General features: G+C 37.1%; 13 protein-coding genes and 2 tRNA genes. 8 read left to right on the top strand and 7 right to left on the bottom strand.

The features are described from left to right. Positions 1-29: 29 nt before the first annotated feature. Together HMPREF0669_RS03290 and serC are read right to left on the bottom strand one after the other, a co-directional pair. A complete protein-coding gene (locus tag HMPREF0669_RS03290) occupies positions 30-1,367 on the bottom strand; it encodes an FAD-dependent oxidoreductase (protein WP_009228475.1) in 1,338 nt (445 codons plus the stop codon). A 78-nt stretch (positions 1,368-1,445) separates the two neighbouring features. Continuing rightward, positions 1,446-2,513, bottom strand: coding sequence for a 3-phosphoserine/phosphohydroxythreonine transaminase (gene serC / locus HMPREF0669_RS03285; RefSeq protein ID WP_009228474.1), 1,068 nt, complete (start codon positions 2,511-2,513; stop codon positions 1,446-1,448). A 236-nt stretch (positions 2,514-2,749) separates the two neighbouring features. On the opposite strand from serC, the gene HMPREF0669_RS03280 reads away from it, so the two are divergent. Continuing rightward, positions 2,750-2,822, top strand: a tRNA-Met gene (locus tag HMPREF0669_RS03280). Between the two features lie 137 nt (positions 2,823-2,959). On the opposite strand, the gene HMPREF0669_RS03275 is transcribed toward HMPREF0669_RS03280, so the two are convergent. After that, complete coding sequence (locus HMPREF0669_RS03275) at positions 2,960-3,598, bottom strand: NAD(P)H-binding protein (RefSeq protein ID WP_009228473.1); 639 nt, start codon at positions 3,596-3,598, stop codon at positions 2,960-2,962. Positions 3,599-4,055: 457 nt separating this feature from the next. After that, positions 4,056-4,847 carry a hypothetical protein gene (locus HMPREF0669_RS03270; protein ID WP_009228472.1) on the bottom strand — a complete coding sequence of 264 codons (792 nt, stop codon included), beginning with the start codon at positions 4,845-4,847 and terminating at the stop codon, positions 4,056-4,058. A 232-nt stretch (positions 4,848-5,079) separates the two neighbouring features. On the opposite strand from HMPREF0669_RS03270, the gene HMPREF0669_RS03265 reads away from it, so the two are divergent. The 3 genes from HMPREF0669_RS03265 (at position 5,080) to HMPREF0669_RS03255 (ending at position 8,078) form a co-directional block, all read left to right on the top strand. Beyond that, the gene (locus HMPREF0669_RS03265; protein WP_009228471.1) at positions 5,080-6,357 is read left to right on the top strand and encodes a replication-associated recombination protein A; all 1,278 of its coding nucleotides are present in this window, start codon (positions 5,080-5,082) and stop codon (positions 6,355-6,357) included. 67 nt (positions 6,358-6,424) lie between these two features. Then, entirely contained in the window at positions 6,425-7,381 is a 957-nt protein-coding gene (locus tag HMPREF0669_RS03260; protein WP_009228470.1) for a D-2-hydroxyacid dehydrogenase, read from the top strand. Positions 7,382-7,394: 13 nt separating this feature from the next. Further along, positions 7,395-8,078 carry a trimeric intracellular cation channel family protein gene (locus HMPREF0669_RS03255; protein WP_020967117.1) on the top strand — a complete coding sequence of 228 codons (684 nt, stop codon included), beginning with the start codon at positions 7,395-7,397 and terminating at the stop codon, positions 8,076-8,078. Positions 8,079-8,127: 49 nt separating this feature from the next. Here HMPREF0669_RS03255 and HMPREF0669_RS03250 read toward each other — a convergent pair. Then, a tRNA-Arg gene (locus HMPREF0669_RS03250) sits at positions 8,128-8,201 on the bottom strand. Positions 8,202-8,665: 464 nt separating this feature from the next. Continuing rightward, positions 8,666-10,723, bottom strand: a complete 2,058-nt coding sequence (htpG, locus tag HMPREF0669_RS03245) for a molecular chaperone HtpG (protein WP_009228468.1) — start codon at positions 10,721-10,723, stop codon at positions 8,666-8,668. 328 nt (positions 10,724-11,051) lie between these two features. On the opposite strand from htpG, the gene HMPREF0669_RS03240 reads away from it, so the two are divergent. Together HMPREF0669_RS03240 and HMPREF0669_RS03235 are read left to right on the top strand one after the other, a co-directional pair. Further along, positions 11,052-11,513, top strand: coding sequence for a GAF domain-containing protein (locus HMPREF0669_RS03240; RefSeq protein WP_009228466.1), 462 nt, complete (start codon positions 11,052-11,054; stop codon positions 11,511-11,513). Positions 11,514-11,936: 423 nt separating this feature from the next. Beyond that, positions 11,937-14,204: a TerD family protein gene (locus HMPREF0669_RS03235; protein ID WP_009228465.1), complete on the top strand. Its 2,268-nt coding sequence runs from the start codon at positions 11,937-11,939 to the stop codon at positions 14,202-14,204. Between the two features lie 97 nt (positions 14,205-14,301). On the opposite strand, the gene HMPREF0669_RS03230 is transcribed toward HMPREF0669_RS03235, so the two are convergent. Continuing rightward, positions 14,302-15,411, bottom strand: a complete 1,110-nt coding sequence (locus HMPREF0669_RS03230) for a hypothetical protein (RefSeq protein ID WP_009228464.1) — start codon at positions 15,409-15,411, stop codon at positions 14,302-14,304. A gap of 274 nt (positions 15,412-15,685) precedes the next feature. Between HMPREF0669_RS03230 and HMPREF0669_RS03225 the strand changes: the two genes are divergently transcribed. Both HMPREF0669_RS03225 and nifJ read left to right on the top strand, forming a co-directional pair. Further along, complete coding sequence (locus HMPREF0669_RS03225; RefSeq protein WP_009228463.1) at positions 15,686-16,873, top strand: ATP-binding protein; 1,188 nt, start codon at positions 15,686-15,688, stop codon at positions 16,871-16,873. A gap of 36 nt (positions 16,874-16,909) precedes the next feature. Continuing rightward, entirely contained in the window at positions 16,910-20,485 is a 3,576-nt protein-coding gene (gene nifJ / locus HMPREF0669_RS03220; protein WP_009228462.1) for a pyruvate:ferredoxin (flavodoxin) oxidoreductase, read from the top strand. Positions 20,486-20,630 lie beyond the last annotated feature (145 nt).

Here is a 20,630-nt window from a genome sequence, read left to right as displayed (position 1 = left end):
AATATCTAATAGCATATTTAATCTATTGTTTATGCAAATAAATCATTTAAAGCCTCTGCCATTGTTGGATGTGTAAATATTTGATTCTTTAATGTTTCTGCAGTTATATTATTATCAATAGCTAACTTACAGATATTAATGAGTTCGTGAGCCTCCGCACAAAATAAAGTTACACCTAAAATACGATTACTTTGCTTCTCAACGATAGCCTTTAATAATCCATCTGTTTGCCCTAACACCTTTGCTTTAGGTATTGCATTAGCAGCAATCTTTTTAACTTCAAATTGTAGTCCTGCTGATTTTGCCTGCTGTTCTGTTAATCCTACTTGTGCAAGAGTGGGATAAGTGAAGACTGATGTCGCTATATTCTTACGATCAAGTCTACTTCTTTTCGAATCACCAAATAGCTGGTCACGCACTATTCTATAATCATCTAGCGACATATAGGTAAATTGTGGAGTCTTAGCTACATCGCCCATTGCCCATATATGCTCATTAACTTGCAGATAATCATTGGTTATTATATATCCTCTTTCGTCTGTTTTAATATCTGCGTTATGCAATTCTAGCTCATCAGTTGCAGGCTTTCTACCTATTGCAACCAGCACTGCTTCGGCATCAAAGTTGCCTTGTGAGGTAATAACAGTTGTATAATCATCATTCTCCTGCAATTCGCTTGTTTTTGAGTTCAACATTACTTCTATTCCACGTGTATTGAGAATACGTAGCATTTCGTCTGCTACATCTCTGTCTTCACGTGCCAAAAAGGTGTCACTTGCTTCCAAAATGGTTACCTTACTACCAAAAGCTTGGAACATACAAGCAAACTCTAACGAGATATAACCACCACCAATAATAACAAGGCGTTTAGGAAATGTGTTTAAAGATAATAACTGAGTACTATTATAAACATGATTTCCATCTCCTCCCTTGATATTTAATGAGATGGAAGTAGTACCTGTATTAATGAAAATTCGTTGTGCGGTAACTTCAATTTCATCACCTTCTCCCTTTAATAATACAGTGTTTTTATCTATAAAAGATGCAGTTGCATTGATAATTCTTACTTTTTCTAAGTCGTCAAGTTTCTTATAATTGGCAGCACGCAAAGCTGAAATCAAAGCATTTTTGCGCTCCATTGCTTGTTCGAAATAAACGCTTTGATTTACATCTAAAGGTTTTCTCTCTGCCTCTACTAATAGCTTTTTAGAAGGAATACAGCCTATATTAATGCAAGTTCCACCATACATAGAACTACTTTTCTCAACTAGTATCACTTCTTCACCATGTTTTGCTAAATCAGCAGCTAAGGTTTTACCTGCCTTTCCAAATCCTATAATAAGATTCTTAATATTGATTTTATCCATAATAATTATTCCTATAGTAAAAAGGAAATAAGAAGATAGGCCTTAATTCTCTACCCTTTTTATTACCTCTTCCTTATTTTAATGATTTATTTCAAATTCTTTCATACACTTAACCAATGCTTCTACGCCTTCAATTGTTTGCGCATTGTAGCAACTTGCTCTAAATCCTCCAACCGAACGGTGTCCTTTTATGCCCACCATTCCTTTGCTTGTTGCAAAATCAAAGAAATCTTTTTCAAGCTCAGCATATTCATCTTGCATCACAAAACAAATATTCATTAATGAGCGATCAGCCTCTTCTACAGTGCCACGAAATAGCTTATTCCGATCAATTTCACCGTAAAGTAGTTCTGCTCTTTGCTTTGCGAGCTTATCCATAGCCTTTACTCCACCATTTTTCTTTATCCAACGAAGATTTTCTAAAGCAGAATATATAGGCACAACTGGCGGTGTATTGAACATAGAGCCTTTGTCTACATGGGTGAAGTAGTTTAACATTGTAGGTACAGGGCGTGTCATTTTGTTCAACAAATCATCTTTTACGATGACAACAGTAACACCTGCCATAGCCAAATTCTTTTGTGCTCCTGCATAAATACATTGATATTTAGCGACATCTACCTCACGACTAAATATGTCAGAACTCATATCTCCAACCATAAGAACAGGAACATCATAATCTACTCGTGTTTCTGTACCATATATAGTATTATTAGTTGTGATGTGAAGATAATCAACATCAGAAGGACAAGTCCAGTCTTTGGGTATGTAAGTATAGTTCTTATCTTCCGAAGAAGCTAACTCTAAAACCTCACCATATAGCTTAGCCTCCTTCATTGCCTTTTTAGCCCACACACCAGTGTTAAGGTATGCAGCTTTAGTGTGCAACAAATTACAAGGAACTTGCGTAAATTGCAAAGAGGCTCCACCACCTAAATATATGACAGAATAACCTTGGGGAACATCCAAAAGTTCTTTAATCAAAGATATACTCTCGTCAATAACAGGTTGAAAATCTTTCGATCGGTGACTGATTTCCATTAAAGATAAACCACTATTGTTAAAGTTTAGAATTTGTTTCGCAGTATTTTCAATCACTTCACGTGGAAGCATAGAGGGACCAGCATTAAAGTTATATTTCTTCATAAGATAGACTTCTTTTGTGTGTTAAATTTCGATTTATTAATATATATGCGAAAATACACTTTTTATTTTATACAGCCAAAATTATTAAACACTATAATTTATAACCTTACTCATTTGTTTTTAGATAACAAAAAATATTATTTTTTTTAATAAATTCTTCATTTCAAATTTGCACGTTATAAAAAAAAACACTACCTTTGCATCGCAATTAAGCAACAACATTGCGTTATTTACATCGCGGAGTGGAGCAGTTGGTAGCTCGCCAGGCTCATAACCTGGAGGTCATACGTTCGAGTCGTGTCTCCGCAACTACTTAAAAAGAGAAGTTTTAATAAACTTCTCTTTTTTATTTTATACGTTTTTCTGACACTACCCTTTTGCAATTTGATACTATTTCAGTAGGAATTTATCCATAACCCTTATCTTTTTATATCCTCATTCTATGTTTACTTTGCCAAATTCCAAATATCAGTGGGTTCAAAAATACCCGAAACACCTTGCTTTGCAGCTACAATCATAGCCTTCGCAACCACTTCTGTGGGCATAGGACGTTGCTTTTTAAATAGTCCCAAAGCATTTAATACTTTTAAAACTACCACAACAACCTTTTCATCTGTCTTGGTTGTATTCTTACGAATCAATAAAGGCGGACGCATAATCACCTCTTTTTGAAAATGAAGTTGCTGAATAGCCTCTTCTAATTCTCCTTTCATTCTGGTATAAAAGAGTTTCGAATTTGCATTAGCCATAGCCGAAGAAACGAGAATATAAATAGGCACTCCATTGGAATGAGCTGCTTGTGCAAACTCGAGTTGATAAGTATAATCTATTTCGTATTGTCTTTCTCTAGAGCCTGCAGCCTTCAATGTGGTTCCCATACACGAGAAAACAACATCTCCTTTTATCATATCTTGCCAGTCTTTTAGCTGTTTAAAATCTACAATACGAGTTGTTAACTTGCCATTTTCCATAGGCATTGCACGGCGAACAAACACCTCTACTCCGCTAAAGGTATCATCTTTTAAAAGCATTTCAACTAAATCTAGTCCCACTGCACCTGTTGCTCCTAACACAATTGCTTTCATATCTTTCTTATTCTTATTATTTGTAATGAGGTTACCCTATTCTTCCGCAAAGATATGAACAATCCTTCGATCTATCAATACATCGCTTTCATTTTCCCATCTCATCTCTCTTATATATAAATAAGTTGTTTCTTATACTAAAAGAGATAAACAAAGTATTTTAAAATCCTCTTTTCCTTAGAATGATTTTAAATGAGAAGAGTAACAATCCAATATACTCTTGATTTTCAACAAAATAGAGATGGGGAAACAATAGCAGCACTATTAGAAAACAAACTCAATGCTATTGCAATGTAAAGTCAATGATTTTGAGGTGCAATTGTAACACTTTTATAAGATGAAAAGAAAGACTTTATGGGATAATATATAAAAAAAAATCCACAAAAACCAAATTGTCCTTTGTGGATTGAGTATAAAAAAAATGTTATTAAACAACTATCTCACCATAATTTATTTATTAGTAAGCATCTTCATCATCGGCAATAGAGTCATTTTCCATATCAAGATCTTCTGGATCTGTATCAAATGTAGTATGATAACTTTCTTCTGTAAGTTCTTCTTCATCGAAAGAATCTTCATCTTCGTCATCATAATTATTAGGAAGATCAATGTCATCATCTTCTTCATCATCATCAGAAGGCAGGTCTTCTTGCTCTATTCTTGTTTTATTTTTTTCGACTTTAGGTTTCTCTTTTGCAAAAATTGCCTCAACCCAAGATCCTTTTTCAATTTCAAGAACTTCGAAACCATTGTTCACTTTGGTTTCATACATACCGCCAGCTTTATGCAAACGATCCTTTGGAAGTGTGGTTGTGCTAACATCAAAGCCTGAAGTTATAATATCTTGAATGCTTTGCGACAATGAATTCCAGCCTCCACCAAAATTACGTTCGAGTACTTCTATGAGCTTTGTTGCACTGATATAGCGTATATTCTCATAAGTCAAATCAGTTACTCTCATAATAGGACGCTTCTTAATCGCCCACTTTACTTTCGCAGAATCATCTATTTTGACTTCTCCAACTTTAAATCCACGGTCTTCATACTTAGCAATTACCTCTGGACGATCTATCTTTATCTCTTCGATTTCGAATGCACTTTTGATAATATCAATATAATGTCGTGCATTATCTGATAAGTCAAAATCTTTCTCTGCTGCATCCCATAATCTAAAAATATCGTTCTCTTGTAATTCCCAAGCATTGGTCTTGGTAAGGGTTTTAATTGTTAAAGCCTTTTGTTGTTTCATACTTTATTGTTCACTTTCTTTGTTATTCAGATTGATTCGTGTTCTATTTTAAGTCACGATACTAGATTTTTTTGTATTAAAACATCTACTTTAAATCGTCGATTGCTTTTAAGTGCGTGCAAAAGTAAATACTAAATTCATAAAAAACAAGTTTTAGAGCAAAAAAATAACTCTCTTCAAAAAACATTATTCCTAAAGAATTGAAATCTTTTTTTTTTCATATCTTTGCATTATGACAAAACCATTGGCAGAACGTTTACGTCCCAATAGCCTAGAAGAGTATGTAGGTCAACAACATATAATAGGTAAAGGAGCACCTTTACGACGCATCATAGACTCGAAACATGGTGTTCCATCATTTATATTATGGGGACCTCCAGGGGTCGGGAAAACAACTCTTGCAACCATAATATCTCACACTATTGATGTACCTTTCTACACTTTAAGTGCCGTTACCAGCGGAGTTAAGGAAGTTAGAGAGGTGATTGACAAAGCTACAAAAGAGCGTTTTTTTAGTAATAATGCTCCTATTCTATTCATAGATGAGATTCATCGCTTCAGTAAATCGCAACAAGACTCTCTTTTAGGCGCTGTAGAAAAGGGCGTAGTGACACTTATTGGTGCCACAACAGAGAACCCTTCGTTCGAAGTTATACGTCCTCTTTTATCGAGATGTCAAACTTATATACTGCAACCACTAAGCAAAAACGATCTCGAAGCATTGCTCCAAAGAGCTATTACTGAAGATGTTGAATTGCAACAACGTAATATTGAGCTACGAGAAACAGATGCTTTACTACATTTTAGTGGTGGAGATGCTCGCAAACTGCTCAATATTCTCGAATTGGTTGTAGATGCTTTTGTTGGTGATGAGAAAGTAATTATAACCAATGACTTTGTTAAACAATGCCTACAACAGAACCCTTTAGCATATGATAAAGGTGGAGAAATGCACTATGACATCATCTCTGCATTCATAAAGAGCATAAGAGGAAGTGACCCCGATGCCGCTATTTATTGGCTTGCACGTATGATTTCGGCAGGAGAAGACCCTAAATTCATTGCTAGACGTCTTGTTATCAGTGCCTCTGAAGATATTGGTTTAGCTAATCCCAATGCGCTTTTATTAGCAAATGCCGCCTTCGATGCAGTGCAAAAGATTGGTTGGCCCGAAGGAAGAATACCGCTTGCAGAAGCCACTATCTATCTTGCCACATCGCCAAAGAGCAACTCTGCCTATCTCGCAATTAACAAAGCACTTGATATTGTCAACGAAACTGGCAATCAACCCGTACCACTTCACTTACGAAATGCGCCCACTACGCTGATGAAAGAGGTGGGATATGGCGACGGTTACAAGTATAGTCACGACTATCCGAATAACTTTATTGAGCAACAATACATGCCCGATGCCCTTCTTGGTATGCGTTTATGGCAGGCTCAGCACTCTTCTAACGAAGAAAAGCTATATCAACAAATGGTAAAATGCTGGAGAGACAGGTTTAAATAGGCAATCAACAGCATTGAAACGAACATTCAATTAGAATACAAATAATTATACTTTAAATTAATAAAACATGAAAATCGTAGTGTTAGATGGCTATGCTATCAACAATGGAGATATCACTTGGAACGACTTTGAACAGCTTGGTGAATTCAAAGTGTATCCTAGAACCAGTAAAGATGATATCATTGAAAGAGCTAAAGATGCTGAAATGATATTGCTTAATAAGGTTCCAATGAAAGAAGAAACCTTGCTTCAACTTCCTAAACTCAAATATATTGGTGTACTTGCAACGGGCTTTAACATTGTAGATGTTGATGCAGCGAAACGATTAGGCATTGCAGTTACCAACATTCCGAATTACAGTACCGATAGTGTTGCACAGACAGCGTTTGCCCATATCTTAAATATTACAAACAAAGTAGACTACTATGCTTGCGAAAACAGAAAGGGAAGATGGAGCCAACAAAGTGATTTTTGCTATATCGACACCCCTATTCAAGAGCTAACAGGAAAGACATTAGGTGTTATTGGTTTAGGAAATATAGGCAAACGAGTGGCAGATATAGCCTTAGCGTTTGGCTTAAAGGTAAAAGTTTTCACAAGTAAAAAGGCAGAAGATCTACCTACTGGAATTGAAAAAGCATCTTTAAACGATTTGTTATCGACAAGTGACATCGTGTCACTTCATTGCCCTTTGACCGACACTACAAGAGAAATGATTAACAAAGACACACTAAGTATAATGAAACCCAATGCTATTTTGGTAAATACTAGTCGTGGACCGCTTGTTAATGAGCATGATATTGCCGAGGCTTTACATTCTAAATTGATTGCAGCTTACGCTGCGGATGTGATGTGTAAGGAGCCTCCTGCAGCAGATAATCCATTGTTTAGATGCGAAAATGCCTATATAACACCTCACGTTGCATGGGCAAGTACTGAGGCATTAGGTCGCCTTTTAGACATAGCTTTAAGCAATGCGAAAGCCTTTATCAATGGAAATCCAACCAACGTAGTTAATCCTTAAATCACAATTCACCATGCTTAATGCATTAGACTTATTTAATCACAACACCACAATGATGGATACTCTCCAGGTAGTGATTGAGTTTATTGGTACATTTGCATTTGCCATATCAGGAATTCGACAAGCTGCTGCAAAGAAATTCGATTGGTTTGGAGGCTTTGTTTGTGGCTTTGCAGTGGCCATTGGAGGCGGTACTTTGCGTGATGTTATGCTGGGATTAACTCCCTTCTGGATGACATCTGCATCATATATCACATGTACTATTTTTGCACAACTTGTGGTTATTGTCTTCACAAGGCATATGAAACGCCTCGATAATGCGTGGATGATATTCGACACTTTGGGTTTAGCACTCTTCACTATCGTTGGATTACAAAAGACATTAGCATGTGGTCACCCCTTTTGGGTTGCCATAGTAATGGGCTGTATGACTGGTGCTGCGGGTGGAGTGATACGTGATGTATTATTAAATAATGTACCTGTTATATTTAAAAAAGAAATATATGCCATGGCAAGTATCGTTGGTGGCTTGGTATATTGGATCTTAACAATAGCACATATCAATGCTGTTTGGGCATCAATTACCACTTTCTTTGTGGTATGTGCTATCAGATGGCTCGCTATTCGATATCATATTTCACTTCCAATACTTAGAAATGAAGAGAATGAAAGTGAGATGAAAGAAGAAGAAAACTAGAATATAGAGGAATAAAAAGAGGTTATCAATTGATAACCTCTTTTTTTTGTGACTCCGGCAGGATTCAAACCTGCAACCTTCTGATCCGTAGTCAGATGCTCTATTCAGTTGAGCTACGGAGCCTTTTTGCTTAATTGCGAGTGCAAAGGTAGGCATTTTGAATCATTCTACCAAATAAAATTCATTATTTTTTTCAACTTTTTCAATCCTATTCTTTTATAAATGGAGATTTATTCCACTTATTACTTTATATCAAACTGAATAACAACAAGTTACAAAACCATAGTTTTACAACTAAAAGTCAATGCTTTTAGGTTTCAATCGCATTTCTTTTGTCTACCAATAACAATGCTTTTACTTTCTAAAAGTCAAAATGGAAGAAATGAAGATCATTTTCTTTCTTTTACAATGGAGAAAAAATGGGATAAAAGAGCATGTGAAGTGCAGTAATAGCCAGAAGTATTTAGTTGTCAAAAGATTGCACTCTTACCTTCGTATGAGGCAAAAAGAAAAACGACAGGATAGAAATTAGCTTATCTACCCCATCGTTTCCCAAATAAAAATTTTACTACTTATAATTTAACCCATTATTTTTTAATCATCTCAATCGAGCGTTTTAAGAAGCTATCTAATGCAGCTCCCTTCAACATTCCATTTTGAAGAAGTGCCAAGTCGATAAGTTGGTGCACCACATTGTTATCCTTTGCAAATGCAGCAACAATATCATCACGTTTCTTTTGCTCATCAGCAATAGCCTTTCTTGTAGCTTCCAAGTCTGCTTTCTCTTCCGAAGTAACTTCTTCAGGCTTCTTTTTATCTTGCTGTTGTTGCAACACTTGTAGGCGAGCTTCTTGTCCTTTAATTTCGCTAAGTACTGGTTTCAACTCACTTGAAGTAGCTTCTTGAGTGTTCTTCAACACATCTTTAATAAGCGAATGATCGGTATTGAGCACCAAAGTGTAGCTATCTGGGAACTGAGAATAGAAGCCCATACCAGGTTGGAACTGGCTCATATCCTTCATTCTGCGCATAAATTCGTTTTGAGTTATCATCAAAGGAGCACCTTCTTCGCCCAAAGCTTGCACGTCAACAACAAACTCCGTTTTGTCGATAGCAGGCATTTGCGATTTAAACACGTATGTAAGACAATCTTTATCGCTACCCACTACGTCAGATTCTTTTTGATTTTCCTTAGCAATAAGCTTGTCTGCAATGTCAGCATCTACACGAGTAAAACGACATTTCTCCAACTTTTGCTCTAAAAGATTAATCATTGGAACATCTAACTGACCATCAAACAGCAACACGCTATATCCCTTTTGCTTTGCAGCCTCAATGTAAGTATATTGGTCTTCCTTGTTGGTTGCATAAAGATAGATAAGATTTCCGTCTTTATCTGTTTGATTATCTTTGATGAGAGTGCGATATTCTTCGTATGTAAAGTTCTTAGCTTCAACATCAGTAAACAAGCTAAAGTCTTTCGCTTTATCGTAGAAATCTTCTTGAGAAAGCATTCCATACTCGATAAATATCTTCATATCGTTCCACTTTTCCTCATATCCTTTACGATCTTCTTTGAAGATTCCAGCCAAACGATCAGCCACTTTCTTAGTGATATATGTAGATATTTTCTTCACGTTTGCATCGCTTTGCAAATAGCTTCGGCTCACATTTAGTGGAATATCTGGACTATCTATCACACCATGAAGTAGGGTTAAGAATTCCGGAACAATGCCATCTACTTGGTCTGTTACGAATACTTGGTTTGAATAGAGCTGTATTTTGTTGCGTTGTAGCTCGATATTCGACTTGATTTTAGGAAAATATAGAATACCAGTGAGGTTAAATGGATAGTCAACATTTAAGTGAATCCAGAATAAAGGTTCGTCACTCATTGGGTAAAGAGTGCGATAAAAGCTTTTATAATCTTCGTCTTTTAATGAAGAAGGAGCCTTTGTCCATAGTGGTTCCACTGCATTGATTACATTATCTTCGTCTGTTTCTTGTTGTTTTCCGTCTTTCCATTCAGTCTTTTTACCGAAAACTACAGGAACAGCCATAAACTTACAGTACTTATTGAGCAAACTTTCGATCTTCGAAGTCTCTAAGAATTCCTTCGCATCGTCGTCAATATGAAGCACAATATCAGTACCTCTTTCTGCTTTTTCTGTATCTTCAATCTCGTAAGCAGGACTTCCATCACAGCTCCATTTAACGGCTTTAGCACCGTCTTTGTAGCTTTTTGTAATGATTTCAACCTTTTTACTTACCATAAAAGCACTGTAGAAGCCAAGTCCAAAGTGTCCAATTATAGCGTTTGCATTATCTTTATACTTGTCAAGGAAGTCAGTTACGCCCGAGAAAGCAATTTGATTGATGTATTTATCAATCTCTTCTTCAGTCATACCAATACCATTATCGCTTATGGTTAAAGTGCTATTCTCTTTGTCTAACTGCACTTTTACAGCCAAATTACCCAACTCTCCTTTAAAATCTCCACGTTCTTTTAAAGTCTTAAGCTTTTGAGTTGCGTCGACAGCATTCGACACTAGCTCACGTAAAAATATCTCATGATCTGAATAGAGAAACTTTTTTATGACGGGAAAGATGTTCTCTGTTGTAACCCCAATATTTCCTTTTTGCATAATTATATTGTTTTTATTCCTTATTTGTTTGTCGTTATCGCCCCACATCCTTCGTTCTTACGATGCAAAACGACTATTTTCGTATAAAACAAATTGCATGCCAAAAAGACAAAAGCAATGCTTTTAGACATAAAGAAGAGGCTTATTTGTAGAAAAACCGTTAGAAAAAGAAGTATTTGGTCATTTATTTTCATCGCTATTGAGTTCACCTATTTATATATAAAGACTAAAAACAGACTTAAAAGCAATGATTTTGAGATACATTCTGTTTATGTTGGCGTAACGACAGAATATTATTAACTTTGTTAATAGAAACGAATTAGGACGAATGAAAATGACAAAAACAGAACAATACACTCAACTTATTCCTCAAATAAAAGCTCTTATAGAGGGACAAAGCAATGTTGTTGGAGCCTTAGCCAATGTAACAGCCTTATTGAAAGAAGCCTTTAACTATTATTTTTGGGTGGGATTTTATATTGTAAAGGACAATAATTTGCAATTAGGACCATTCCAAGGTAGTGTAGCTTGCTATACAATTGCAAAAGGAAAAGGAGTTTGTGGCACATCGTGGAACAACAAAACAACCATCATTGTAGAAGATGTTGAGCAGTTTAAAGGGCACATTGCCTGCTCGTCTCTATCTCGTTCGGAGATTGTAGTACCCGTATTCAAAGGCAATGAAGTGGTAGCAGTAATCGATGTAGACAGTAAAGACTTAGCAAGTTTCGATGAACACGATGCCAAAGGCTTAGAAACCATTGCACAACTGCTAGCTCCTATGTTTTAAAGCACGCATTGTTTAAAATTCGATAAAAACCACATCGAATAGCAATGGAACAATAAAAAGATATTAAATAGACTCGAAGAAAAAAGCGATTAATAAAGAATTATCATTATTTTCGCATCATAAAAGATATCAACGGACAAGTGCAACTTACTTCTTTATAATACCATTAAGGGATCATAAATTAGTTACACAATTTTCGTTGCTATCTTTTTTTATTGCTCTAATGCAATGATAGGAAACCAATATCAATGCTTTTAAGACCCAACAGCTATGCTTTTGCACCCCAATAGCACTACTTTTACTCTTCAAAAGCAATGTTATTAGGACGCAAGTTGCAACGAATAGATAATCAAATGATAATCAACAACTTGCAAGGAACAAAAGAGAAAGGTTGAACAATCATCAACAAAGAAAGGAAGAACGATGAAAGAAACAGCATTAAAACAGGTGGCATTTCGCTATCAGGCACTCTATATCGAAACCAACCAACACGAAAACGACACTCGAGTTGCACCTACCAAAGAGGCACTTGCATTTATAAAGCTTTTGAACGACTATGGTTATAGCGTTTCAGAAGCCCTTTTACATGCGCTATATCGTTGTTCTGTTGAGGAGTTAAACCTACAAACAGAAGTGATTAAAGAGGCTTTGGGCGTGGATTTTAATTGGACTCCGCTTGTAAAGAATTGGCAAGTGCCCACTAATGAAAGCACTATAGACCACCTTATCACCCTCTTTGTGAATTGCTTTCCTACGACATCAGACATCAAAGGAACGCTTTTAGGTTGCGGACACTTCATACCTACAGGCACATTTAACATCGAACGATATAATGGTTGTCCGTTTTGTGGAACGCCATTAGAGCACCATAACGATATTTTTGTGAATCAAGGAAGTGAGAAAAAGGAACTCCATCTATTTCAATTAAGCGATTTAGAGCGTAAATTGAATGAGCTTTTAAATTCTAAAACACCACTCAATAGAACTCAAATTAACACCCTCACGCTCCTACTTACTCACTTCGATGTTTCGGAAGACACCCTTATCGAAATGAAAGAGACACGCCTTGAGGTGATGAAGGCATGGGCAGAGCAACAGCATTTCGACCGAATAGGAAGCTATATTAGTAGTCCTACCGACTTATTGCGCTTTCTTTGGTTCCTCAAAACCAATCAATCGCAAATCATTCAGCCCAAAACACTCCTCAAAAAGGCATCGAAGCATCGTTTATTTACATACGACGAAGAGGAACAAAAAGATCCTTTTACAGAGAAAGAAAAAGAACTTTTAAAGCTTAAATACAACCGAACATGGTGCAAATGGGCTGCGACATGGCTCAACGACCTACCCATGTCGGCAGAAAAAGCAGCCGAAATAATGAACCCACAACGTGGTATGTGGGTGAGAATGATACGTGCTTTGCGTCTACCTGAATACTCAAAAAGAAAGGGTTTTGACGCTTTGGCTCAGCTACTCGATGTGTTCTATAACAAGAATTACACCACTTGGTTGGGCAAGGTTAATGCTGCTAAGCAACAAAACGACCACCAAAAGGAGTTAGAACTATTGAAACAACGTCCTGGAATGTTTGCCCGTGCATTGTTTTCTACCATGCTTCGAATTGGAATAGCACCCACTTTATCGGCTTTTAAAGAAGTGAGTGGCGAAATTTCTCTACGACTTCTCACCTCGCTTTATAGTGCGGCAGAAACCTATTTCATTCCTAATAAAGAGCGATTGATACGCACCATAACGGGAAGTACATACACTGTGCATTCTAATCCGTTGCTAACGAAGTCTGAATCCAGCGCCTATCAAGAGTATATCGACGCCATAAAAGAATTGTATATCAACGCCTTGGAAGATAAATACAAGAGCGAGGAAAGAGAAGATGCAATTCAAAAGGTATTCATTGATCCCGAATTGATGACCATTCCTATAAGTGTTGGAAACCGAACCAGCACCATTCAAAATGCAGGTTGCGCCCTAATGGGAACCCGTTTCAACGTGCAAGGCAACCAAGTGCGTTTGTTCTTAAACTGGGGTGTGGGTCTTCCTGCTCAGGATATGGATATGGATTTAAGCTGTAACCTTAGCTTAAAAGACGGAACAACAGACGTTTGTAGCTTTTATAACTTATCTCCTGAGGGCTGTTTACATTCTGGAGACATTCGAACTATACCCGAAAAGATTGGTACTGCCGAATATATTGAGTTAGATCTCGATAAACTTTCTAAACGAGAGGTGGCTTATGTCACTTTCACCTGTAATGCTTACACTGATGGTTCTTTATCGCCTAACATGCGAGTTGGCTGGATGAACAGTGCAAACAAAATGACGATTAGCGAAGAAACAGGCGTTGCTTTCGACCCATCTACGGTGCAACACATGGTGACTATTGCTTCGAACAACTTGTCGAAGGGCTTAGCTTTTGGCGTGTTAGACGTGGATAAGCGAGAAATTACATGGTTGGAACTGCCTTTAAGCGGTCCTACTGTTCAGTGGTTGAACAATGGTTCGGTTGAACTTCTGTTGCAACAGCTTCGCAACAAGCCTACCATTGGTGAATTATTGCAGTTAAAAGCGAAGGCACAAGGAATTGAAATCACAACGAATAAAGACGAAGCCGATATAGTTTACGACTATAATTGGGCCTTAGATGTGGCTCAAGTGAGCAACACCTTATTATAATATAGATTCTATTTAGCAAAAAATCAGAATCGAAGTAAAAAGATATGGATTGAAAAGAGCCACTATATTTGTGTTATAGTGGCTCTTTTTATGGTTTCTATCGAACTAAGTTGGTGTCTAACAAATCGTCTCCCACCAAATTAACTGCTAAATGATATTTATCTAAATAATCGATTTTCATCATCTTTTTAGGCGCAAAATCAGTTGGAGATATAGCTAAAGCAACGTGTCCCATGGTTGTTCTTAAATTCAATTCAACGCAAGGATGCAATTTAAATGTGGTAGCATCGTCAGTGGTTACCACCATCATATCAACGCCAAAATTACCAATATATTTTCCTTTAAAAGCGGAAGCCAATTGCGAACAAATATTGATTTGAACAAAATGGAGTAGTTCTTGCTTAATGAACTGATAAACAATCTTTTCCTTTGTGACTTCATTTGCCAATAAATTACTAGAATAAGCTCGATTTTCTGTTGAGAAAATAGACAAGCCTTTATATTCTATTTCGCCCTGTTCTGAGGCATAAAACTCCATACCAAAGTCGAGAACACGATTGTAATAAGGCTCAATAATCAATCCGCCTTGCTGTTCTAAGATGTTTTTCATCCAGCCTTTGTTCGACTCATCTACTGTATTATCAATGTATCTAACGCCTCTTCCACTACTACTCCAGGGTGCTTTGATAACATAAAGCGCAGGGTTGTCGTTGAAAAACTGCATCACTTTTCCGTGACTATCGGTGAAATAGATACTATTTCCTATCAAATCGTCACTTAAACTAACCAATTGAGGCAATAAAGAACATGCCGCAAAAGAGCGATTACTGATATTTCGAATGGTGTCTAAGACTTCGTTAGAGGGCAGAAACTGCTCTAACTGTGGGTTTATGCCTAACAAATAGGTAACAATGGCACGATCCCATCCCCATGGTTGTATATGTAAATCGATGTTGCTTAAATCCTTTTCTGCCAATTGCGCAGGCGATAAAAGTTCTATTTCTTTACTAAACGCATTTAAATGCCTTAACGATTCGTTGGCTGCTTCAATATTCTCCACCAATACCCAGTCGCCTTTTTCAGCGTAAAGGGCGGGCAAAAAGCCTAAATCAGCACGCAATTCACGAGCTGAATGAGGTGCCGTGAAAATACTTTTGTTTATTGCTAGAGCAATATCATGCTCGGGATTAAATATATGAAGCGTCATTTTTATTATCGTAAGTATATATCTTTCTATGAGAATAAGTATTTTGTTTACAGCATATTACAATCTTTTCGAACCGCAATATCCGCATCTATCTACTGCAAAGATAATATAAAAAACACTGAAAAACATCTTTCGAGAAGAGAATAAAAACGAAGATTTGTATTTAATAAAAAGAAAAATAATCACAAAACACCAATTATTTTGTAATGTGTAGTTTGCAAATTTAGAAATAAATATTATCTTTGCAGAGATATTTTAATTAGGAACAAGATAAATGGAAGCATTTTTTCGCACCCATACTTATTTGGTTGAGCACCTCGAAGCACCCGTAAGAAGAGTGTTAATGGATCAGATCAATTGGGATGACCGATTGATTGGGATCAAAGGTACACGTGGGGTTGGTAAAACAACTTTCCTATTACAATATGCAAAAGAACACTTTGAGACTACAGATAAGCAATGCTTATATGTAAACATGAACAACCTATACTTCCAAGGACATAGTATAGCAGAGTTTGCAAGCTACTTTATCAATCAAGGAGGTAAGGTTTTATTAATTGATCAGGTTTTTAAACATCCTAATTGGAGCCGTGAAATAAGAGCTTGCTATGACCTCTTTCCACAACTAAAAATTGTATTCACAGGCTCAAGTGTAATGAGATTAAAAGAGGAAAACCCAGAACTTAATGGCATAGTGAAGAGCTATGACCTTCGAGGTTTCTCCTTTAGAGAATATCTTAATCTACAAACAAAGAATCAGTTTAAGTACTATTCTCTTACAGATATTCTAGAAAAAAGCGAAGAAATAACAAAAGAAATAACACAAAAGTTAAATCCATTAGACTTTTTTCAAGACTATCTACATCATGGCTTCTATCCTTTCTTCTTAGAGAATCGCAATTTCTCAGAGAATTTATTGAAGACTATGAACATGATGACAGAGGTAGACATTCTCTTAATTAAACAGATAGAACTGAAATATCTCGCAAAAATTAAAAAATTATTCTACGAATTGGCTGTAGATAATCACAAAGCACCCAATATTAGTAACCTAGCAGAAGGAATAAAAACTAGCCGTGCAACGGTGATGAACTATATTAAGTATCTCGAAGATGCACGACTTATAAATATGATGTATCCCTTTGGGGCTTCATTTCCCAAGAAGCCCTCAAAGATTATGATGCAAAACACCAATCTAATCTATTCCATTTATCCTATACAAGTTGAGCAATCATCTGTTATGGAAACATTCTTTGTGAACGCCTTATGGAAAGATCACATGGTGAATCAAGGCAATAAAGAGCATTATTACCTTGTTGATGGGAATACAAAATTCAGGATATGCGACGCATTAAGTGAGGCCAAAATAAGACATAATGCCGATACTATCTATGCTCAATATAACTCAAAAGATGGAAAAGGTAACCAAATACCTCTTTGGTTGTTTGGCTTTTTATATTAAATACAAAACATTAATTAATATTTTATCGATAAGAAAATGGCAAAAGAAAAAAAGTTTATCACTTGTGATGGTAATGAAGCAGCAGCACATGTATCATACATGTTCTCAGAAGTTGCCGCTATCTATCCTATCACACCATCTTCTCCAATGGCAGCTCATGTTGATGAATGGGCCGCAAAAGGTCGCAAGAACCTTTTTGGACAAACAGTTGCTGTTCAAGAAATGCAATCTGAAGGTGGAGCCGCTGGTGCAATGCACGGTTCTTTACAAGCTGGTGCTTTAACAACAACATTCACAGCATCGCAAGGTTTGTTGTTGATGATCCCTAATATGTATAAAATCGCAGGAGAAATGCTCCCCTGTGTATTCGACGTTTCAGCACGTGCAATCGCAACACATGCCCTAAGTATCTTCGGAGACCACTCTGACGTTATGGCATGTAGACAAACAGGATTCGCTATGTTCTGCTCTGGTTCAGTACAAGAGGTTATGGACCTTACTGCTGTTCCTCACTTAGCAACACTTAAAACAAGTATTCCTTTCGTTAACTTCTTTGATGGTTTCCGTACATCTCACGAATATCAAAAGGTAGAGGTGATGGATCAAGAGGAAATAGCAAAGCTTGTTGACCCTGCAGATATTAAGAGATTCCGTGACCGTGCCTTAACTCCTGAACGTCCTTCAACAAGAGGTACTGCTGAAAACCCAGAAACTTTCTTCACCCATAGAGAGGCTTGTAACCAATATTATGAAAATATTCCTGAAGTAGTTGAAGATTACTTAGGTAAGATTTCAGAAATAACTGGTCGTGAATATCACCTATTCTCTTACTATGGAGCAAAGGATGCTGAAAACATTATTATATTAATGGGTTCTGCAACAGAAGCTGCTCGTGAAGCAATCGACTACCTTGTTAAACAAGGAAAGAAAGTGGGTATGATCGCAGTTCATTTGTATCGCCCATTCTCTGTTAAGCACTTACTTGCTACTGTACCTGAAACCGTGAAGAGAATCGCTGTTCTTGACCGTACGAAAGAACCTGGAGCAGAAGGCGAACCATTGTATCTTGACGTTAAAAGTGCATTCTATGAGCAAGAGAATAAACCTCTTATCGTTGGTGGACGCTATGGTCTTGGATCTGCAGACATCACTCCTTCTCACATTATTTCAGTTTATGACAACCTAGAACTTAACGAACCAAAAGACCATTTCACTGTAGGTATCGTTGATGACGTTACATTTACATCTCTTCCTGAAGTGGAAGAACTTCCTTTAGGTGGCGAAGGTGTGTTCGAAGCGAAATTCTATGGACTTGGAGCAGATGGTACTGTAGGTGCTAATAAGAACTCTGTTAAGATCATTGGTGATAATACTAATAAGTATTGTCAAGCTTATTTCTCTTATGACTCAAAGAAATCAGGAGGTTTCACCTGCTCACATTTGCGTTTTGGAGACTCTCCTATCCATTCAACTTACCAAGTAAAAACTCCTAACTTCGTTGCATGTCATGTTCAAGCATACTTGAATATGTACGATGTTATTCGTGGTTTGCAAAAGAATGGCCTATTCCTTCTTAACACAATCTTTGAAGGTCAAGAGCTAATAGACTTCATTCCTAACAGAATCAAACGCTACTTTGCACAAAACAACATCACTGTTTACTACATGAATGCAACAAAGATAGCGCAAGAAATTGGTCTAGGAAACCGCACAAACACTATTCTTCAAAGTGCATTCTTCAGAATAACAAAGGTTATTCCTATTGACTTGGCTGTTGAACAAATGAAGAAGTTCATTGAAAAGTCATACGGAAAGAAGGGACAAGACGTTGTTGAAAAGAACTATGCAGCTGTAGATCGTGGTAATGAATATCATACTTTAGAAATAGATCCATCATGGGCAACTCTTGAAGATAATCCTTCTGCAGAAGATGATGCACCTGCATTCATCAAAGAAATCGTTCGTCCTATCAACTCACAAGATGGAGAACGCCTTAAAGTTTCTGACTTCATTAAGCACGGAATGGTTGATGGTACCTTAAAGAATGGTACTGCTGCATTCGAAAAGCGTGGTGTTGAAGCATTTAACCCAGAATGGACTGCTGATAACTGTATTCAATGTAACAAGTGTGCATACGTTTGTCCTCACGCATGTATTCGTCCATTCGTTCTAGATGAAGCAGAACACGCTCAATTCAATGATACGACTCTAGACATGAAGGTACCTAAGACTATGGCAGGAATGCACTTCCGTATCCAAGTTAGCGTACTAGACTGTGTAGGTTGTGGTAACTGTGCTGACGTTTGTCCAGGTAATAAGAATGGTAAGGCACTCGATATGGTTCCATTCACACGTGATGAAAAGCAAATCGAGAACTGGAACTACCTTATTAAGGAAGTTAAATCAAAACAAAATCTTATTGACATTCAAAGCAATGTGAAGAACTCTCAGTTCGCTAAAACATTGTTCGAATTCTCTGGAGCATGTTCTGGTTGTGGTGAAACTCCATACGTTAAACTTATTTCTCAGCTCTACGGAGACCGTGAAATGATTGCTAACGCAACTGGTTGTTCATCTATTTACTCTGCATCTATCCCTTCAACTCCTTATACAACAAATGAGGATGGACAAGGACCTGCATTCGCTAACTCTCTATTTGAGGACTTCTGCGAATTCGGTATGGGTATGAATCTTGCTAATAAGAAGATGAGAGAGCGCATTGCTATGTTGCTTGAACAATTGATTAGCGAAGATACTACACCACAAGAAATGAAAGAAGCAGCACAAGAATGGCTTGATTCTAAAGACAATGCAGATGCTTCTAAGGCAGCAACAGCTAAACTTAAGCCTCTAATTCACGCTGGTGCAGAAAAAGGTTGCCCAACATGTGAAGAGTTGAAGACTTTAGATCACTTCTTAGTGAAACGTTCTCAATGGATTATTGGTGGTGACGGTGCTTCTTATGACATCGGTTACGGCGGTCTAGACCACGTTATCGCTTCTGGAGAAGATGTTAATATTCTTGTACTTGACACCGAAGTATATTCTAATACTGGTGGACAAAGCTCTAAATCTACTCCTCTTGGTGCTCTTGCACAATTTGCTGCACAAGGAAAACGCATCAGAAAGAAAGACTTAGGCTTGATGGCAACAACATACGGTTATGTATATGTAGCTCAAATTGCTATGGGTGCAGACCAAAACCAAACCCTTAAAGCTATTAGAGAAGCTGAAGCTTATCCAGGACCTTCACTCATTATCGCTTATGCTCCATGTATTGCACACGGTCTTAAAGCTAAAGGTGGAATGGGTAAGAGCCAAGCTGAGGAAGGAAGAGCTGTTGAATGTGGTTACTGGCACTTATGGAGATACAACCCATTATTGGCAGAAGAAGGTAAGAACCCATTCTCTCTCGACTCTAAAGCACCAGATTGGAGCAAGTTCCAAGACTTCCTATTAGGTGAAGTTCGTTACCTATCAGTGAAGAAGGCTTATCCAAACGAAGCACAAGAGTTGTTTAATGCTGCTGAAGAAATGGCTAAGTTGCGTTATAAGAGCTATATTCGCAAGACTCAAGAAGATTGGAGCAAAGAACAAGAAGCTGAAGCTTAAGAATCACTCTGATTCATTTCAGAACTTCATAACAATAAAAAGGGTGTGCAATATGCACACCCTTTTTATTGTTTACGAACCCTGATTTACTTATAAAATAAACGTTTTTACACAAAAAGCTCTATTTCGACTATTTCTTGAAAAG

This window comes from Prevotella sp. oral taxon 299 str. F0039, from assembly GCF_000163055.2.
In the GTDB taxonomy this organism is placed as follows: domain Bacteria; phylum Bacteroidota; class Bacteroidia; order Bacteroidales; family Bacteroidaceae; genus Prevotella.
Note: the sequence above shows the minus strand (reverse complement) of the source record. Positions and strands in the feature narration are given on the sequence as shown.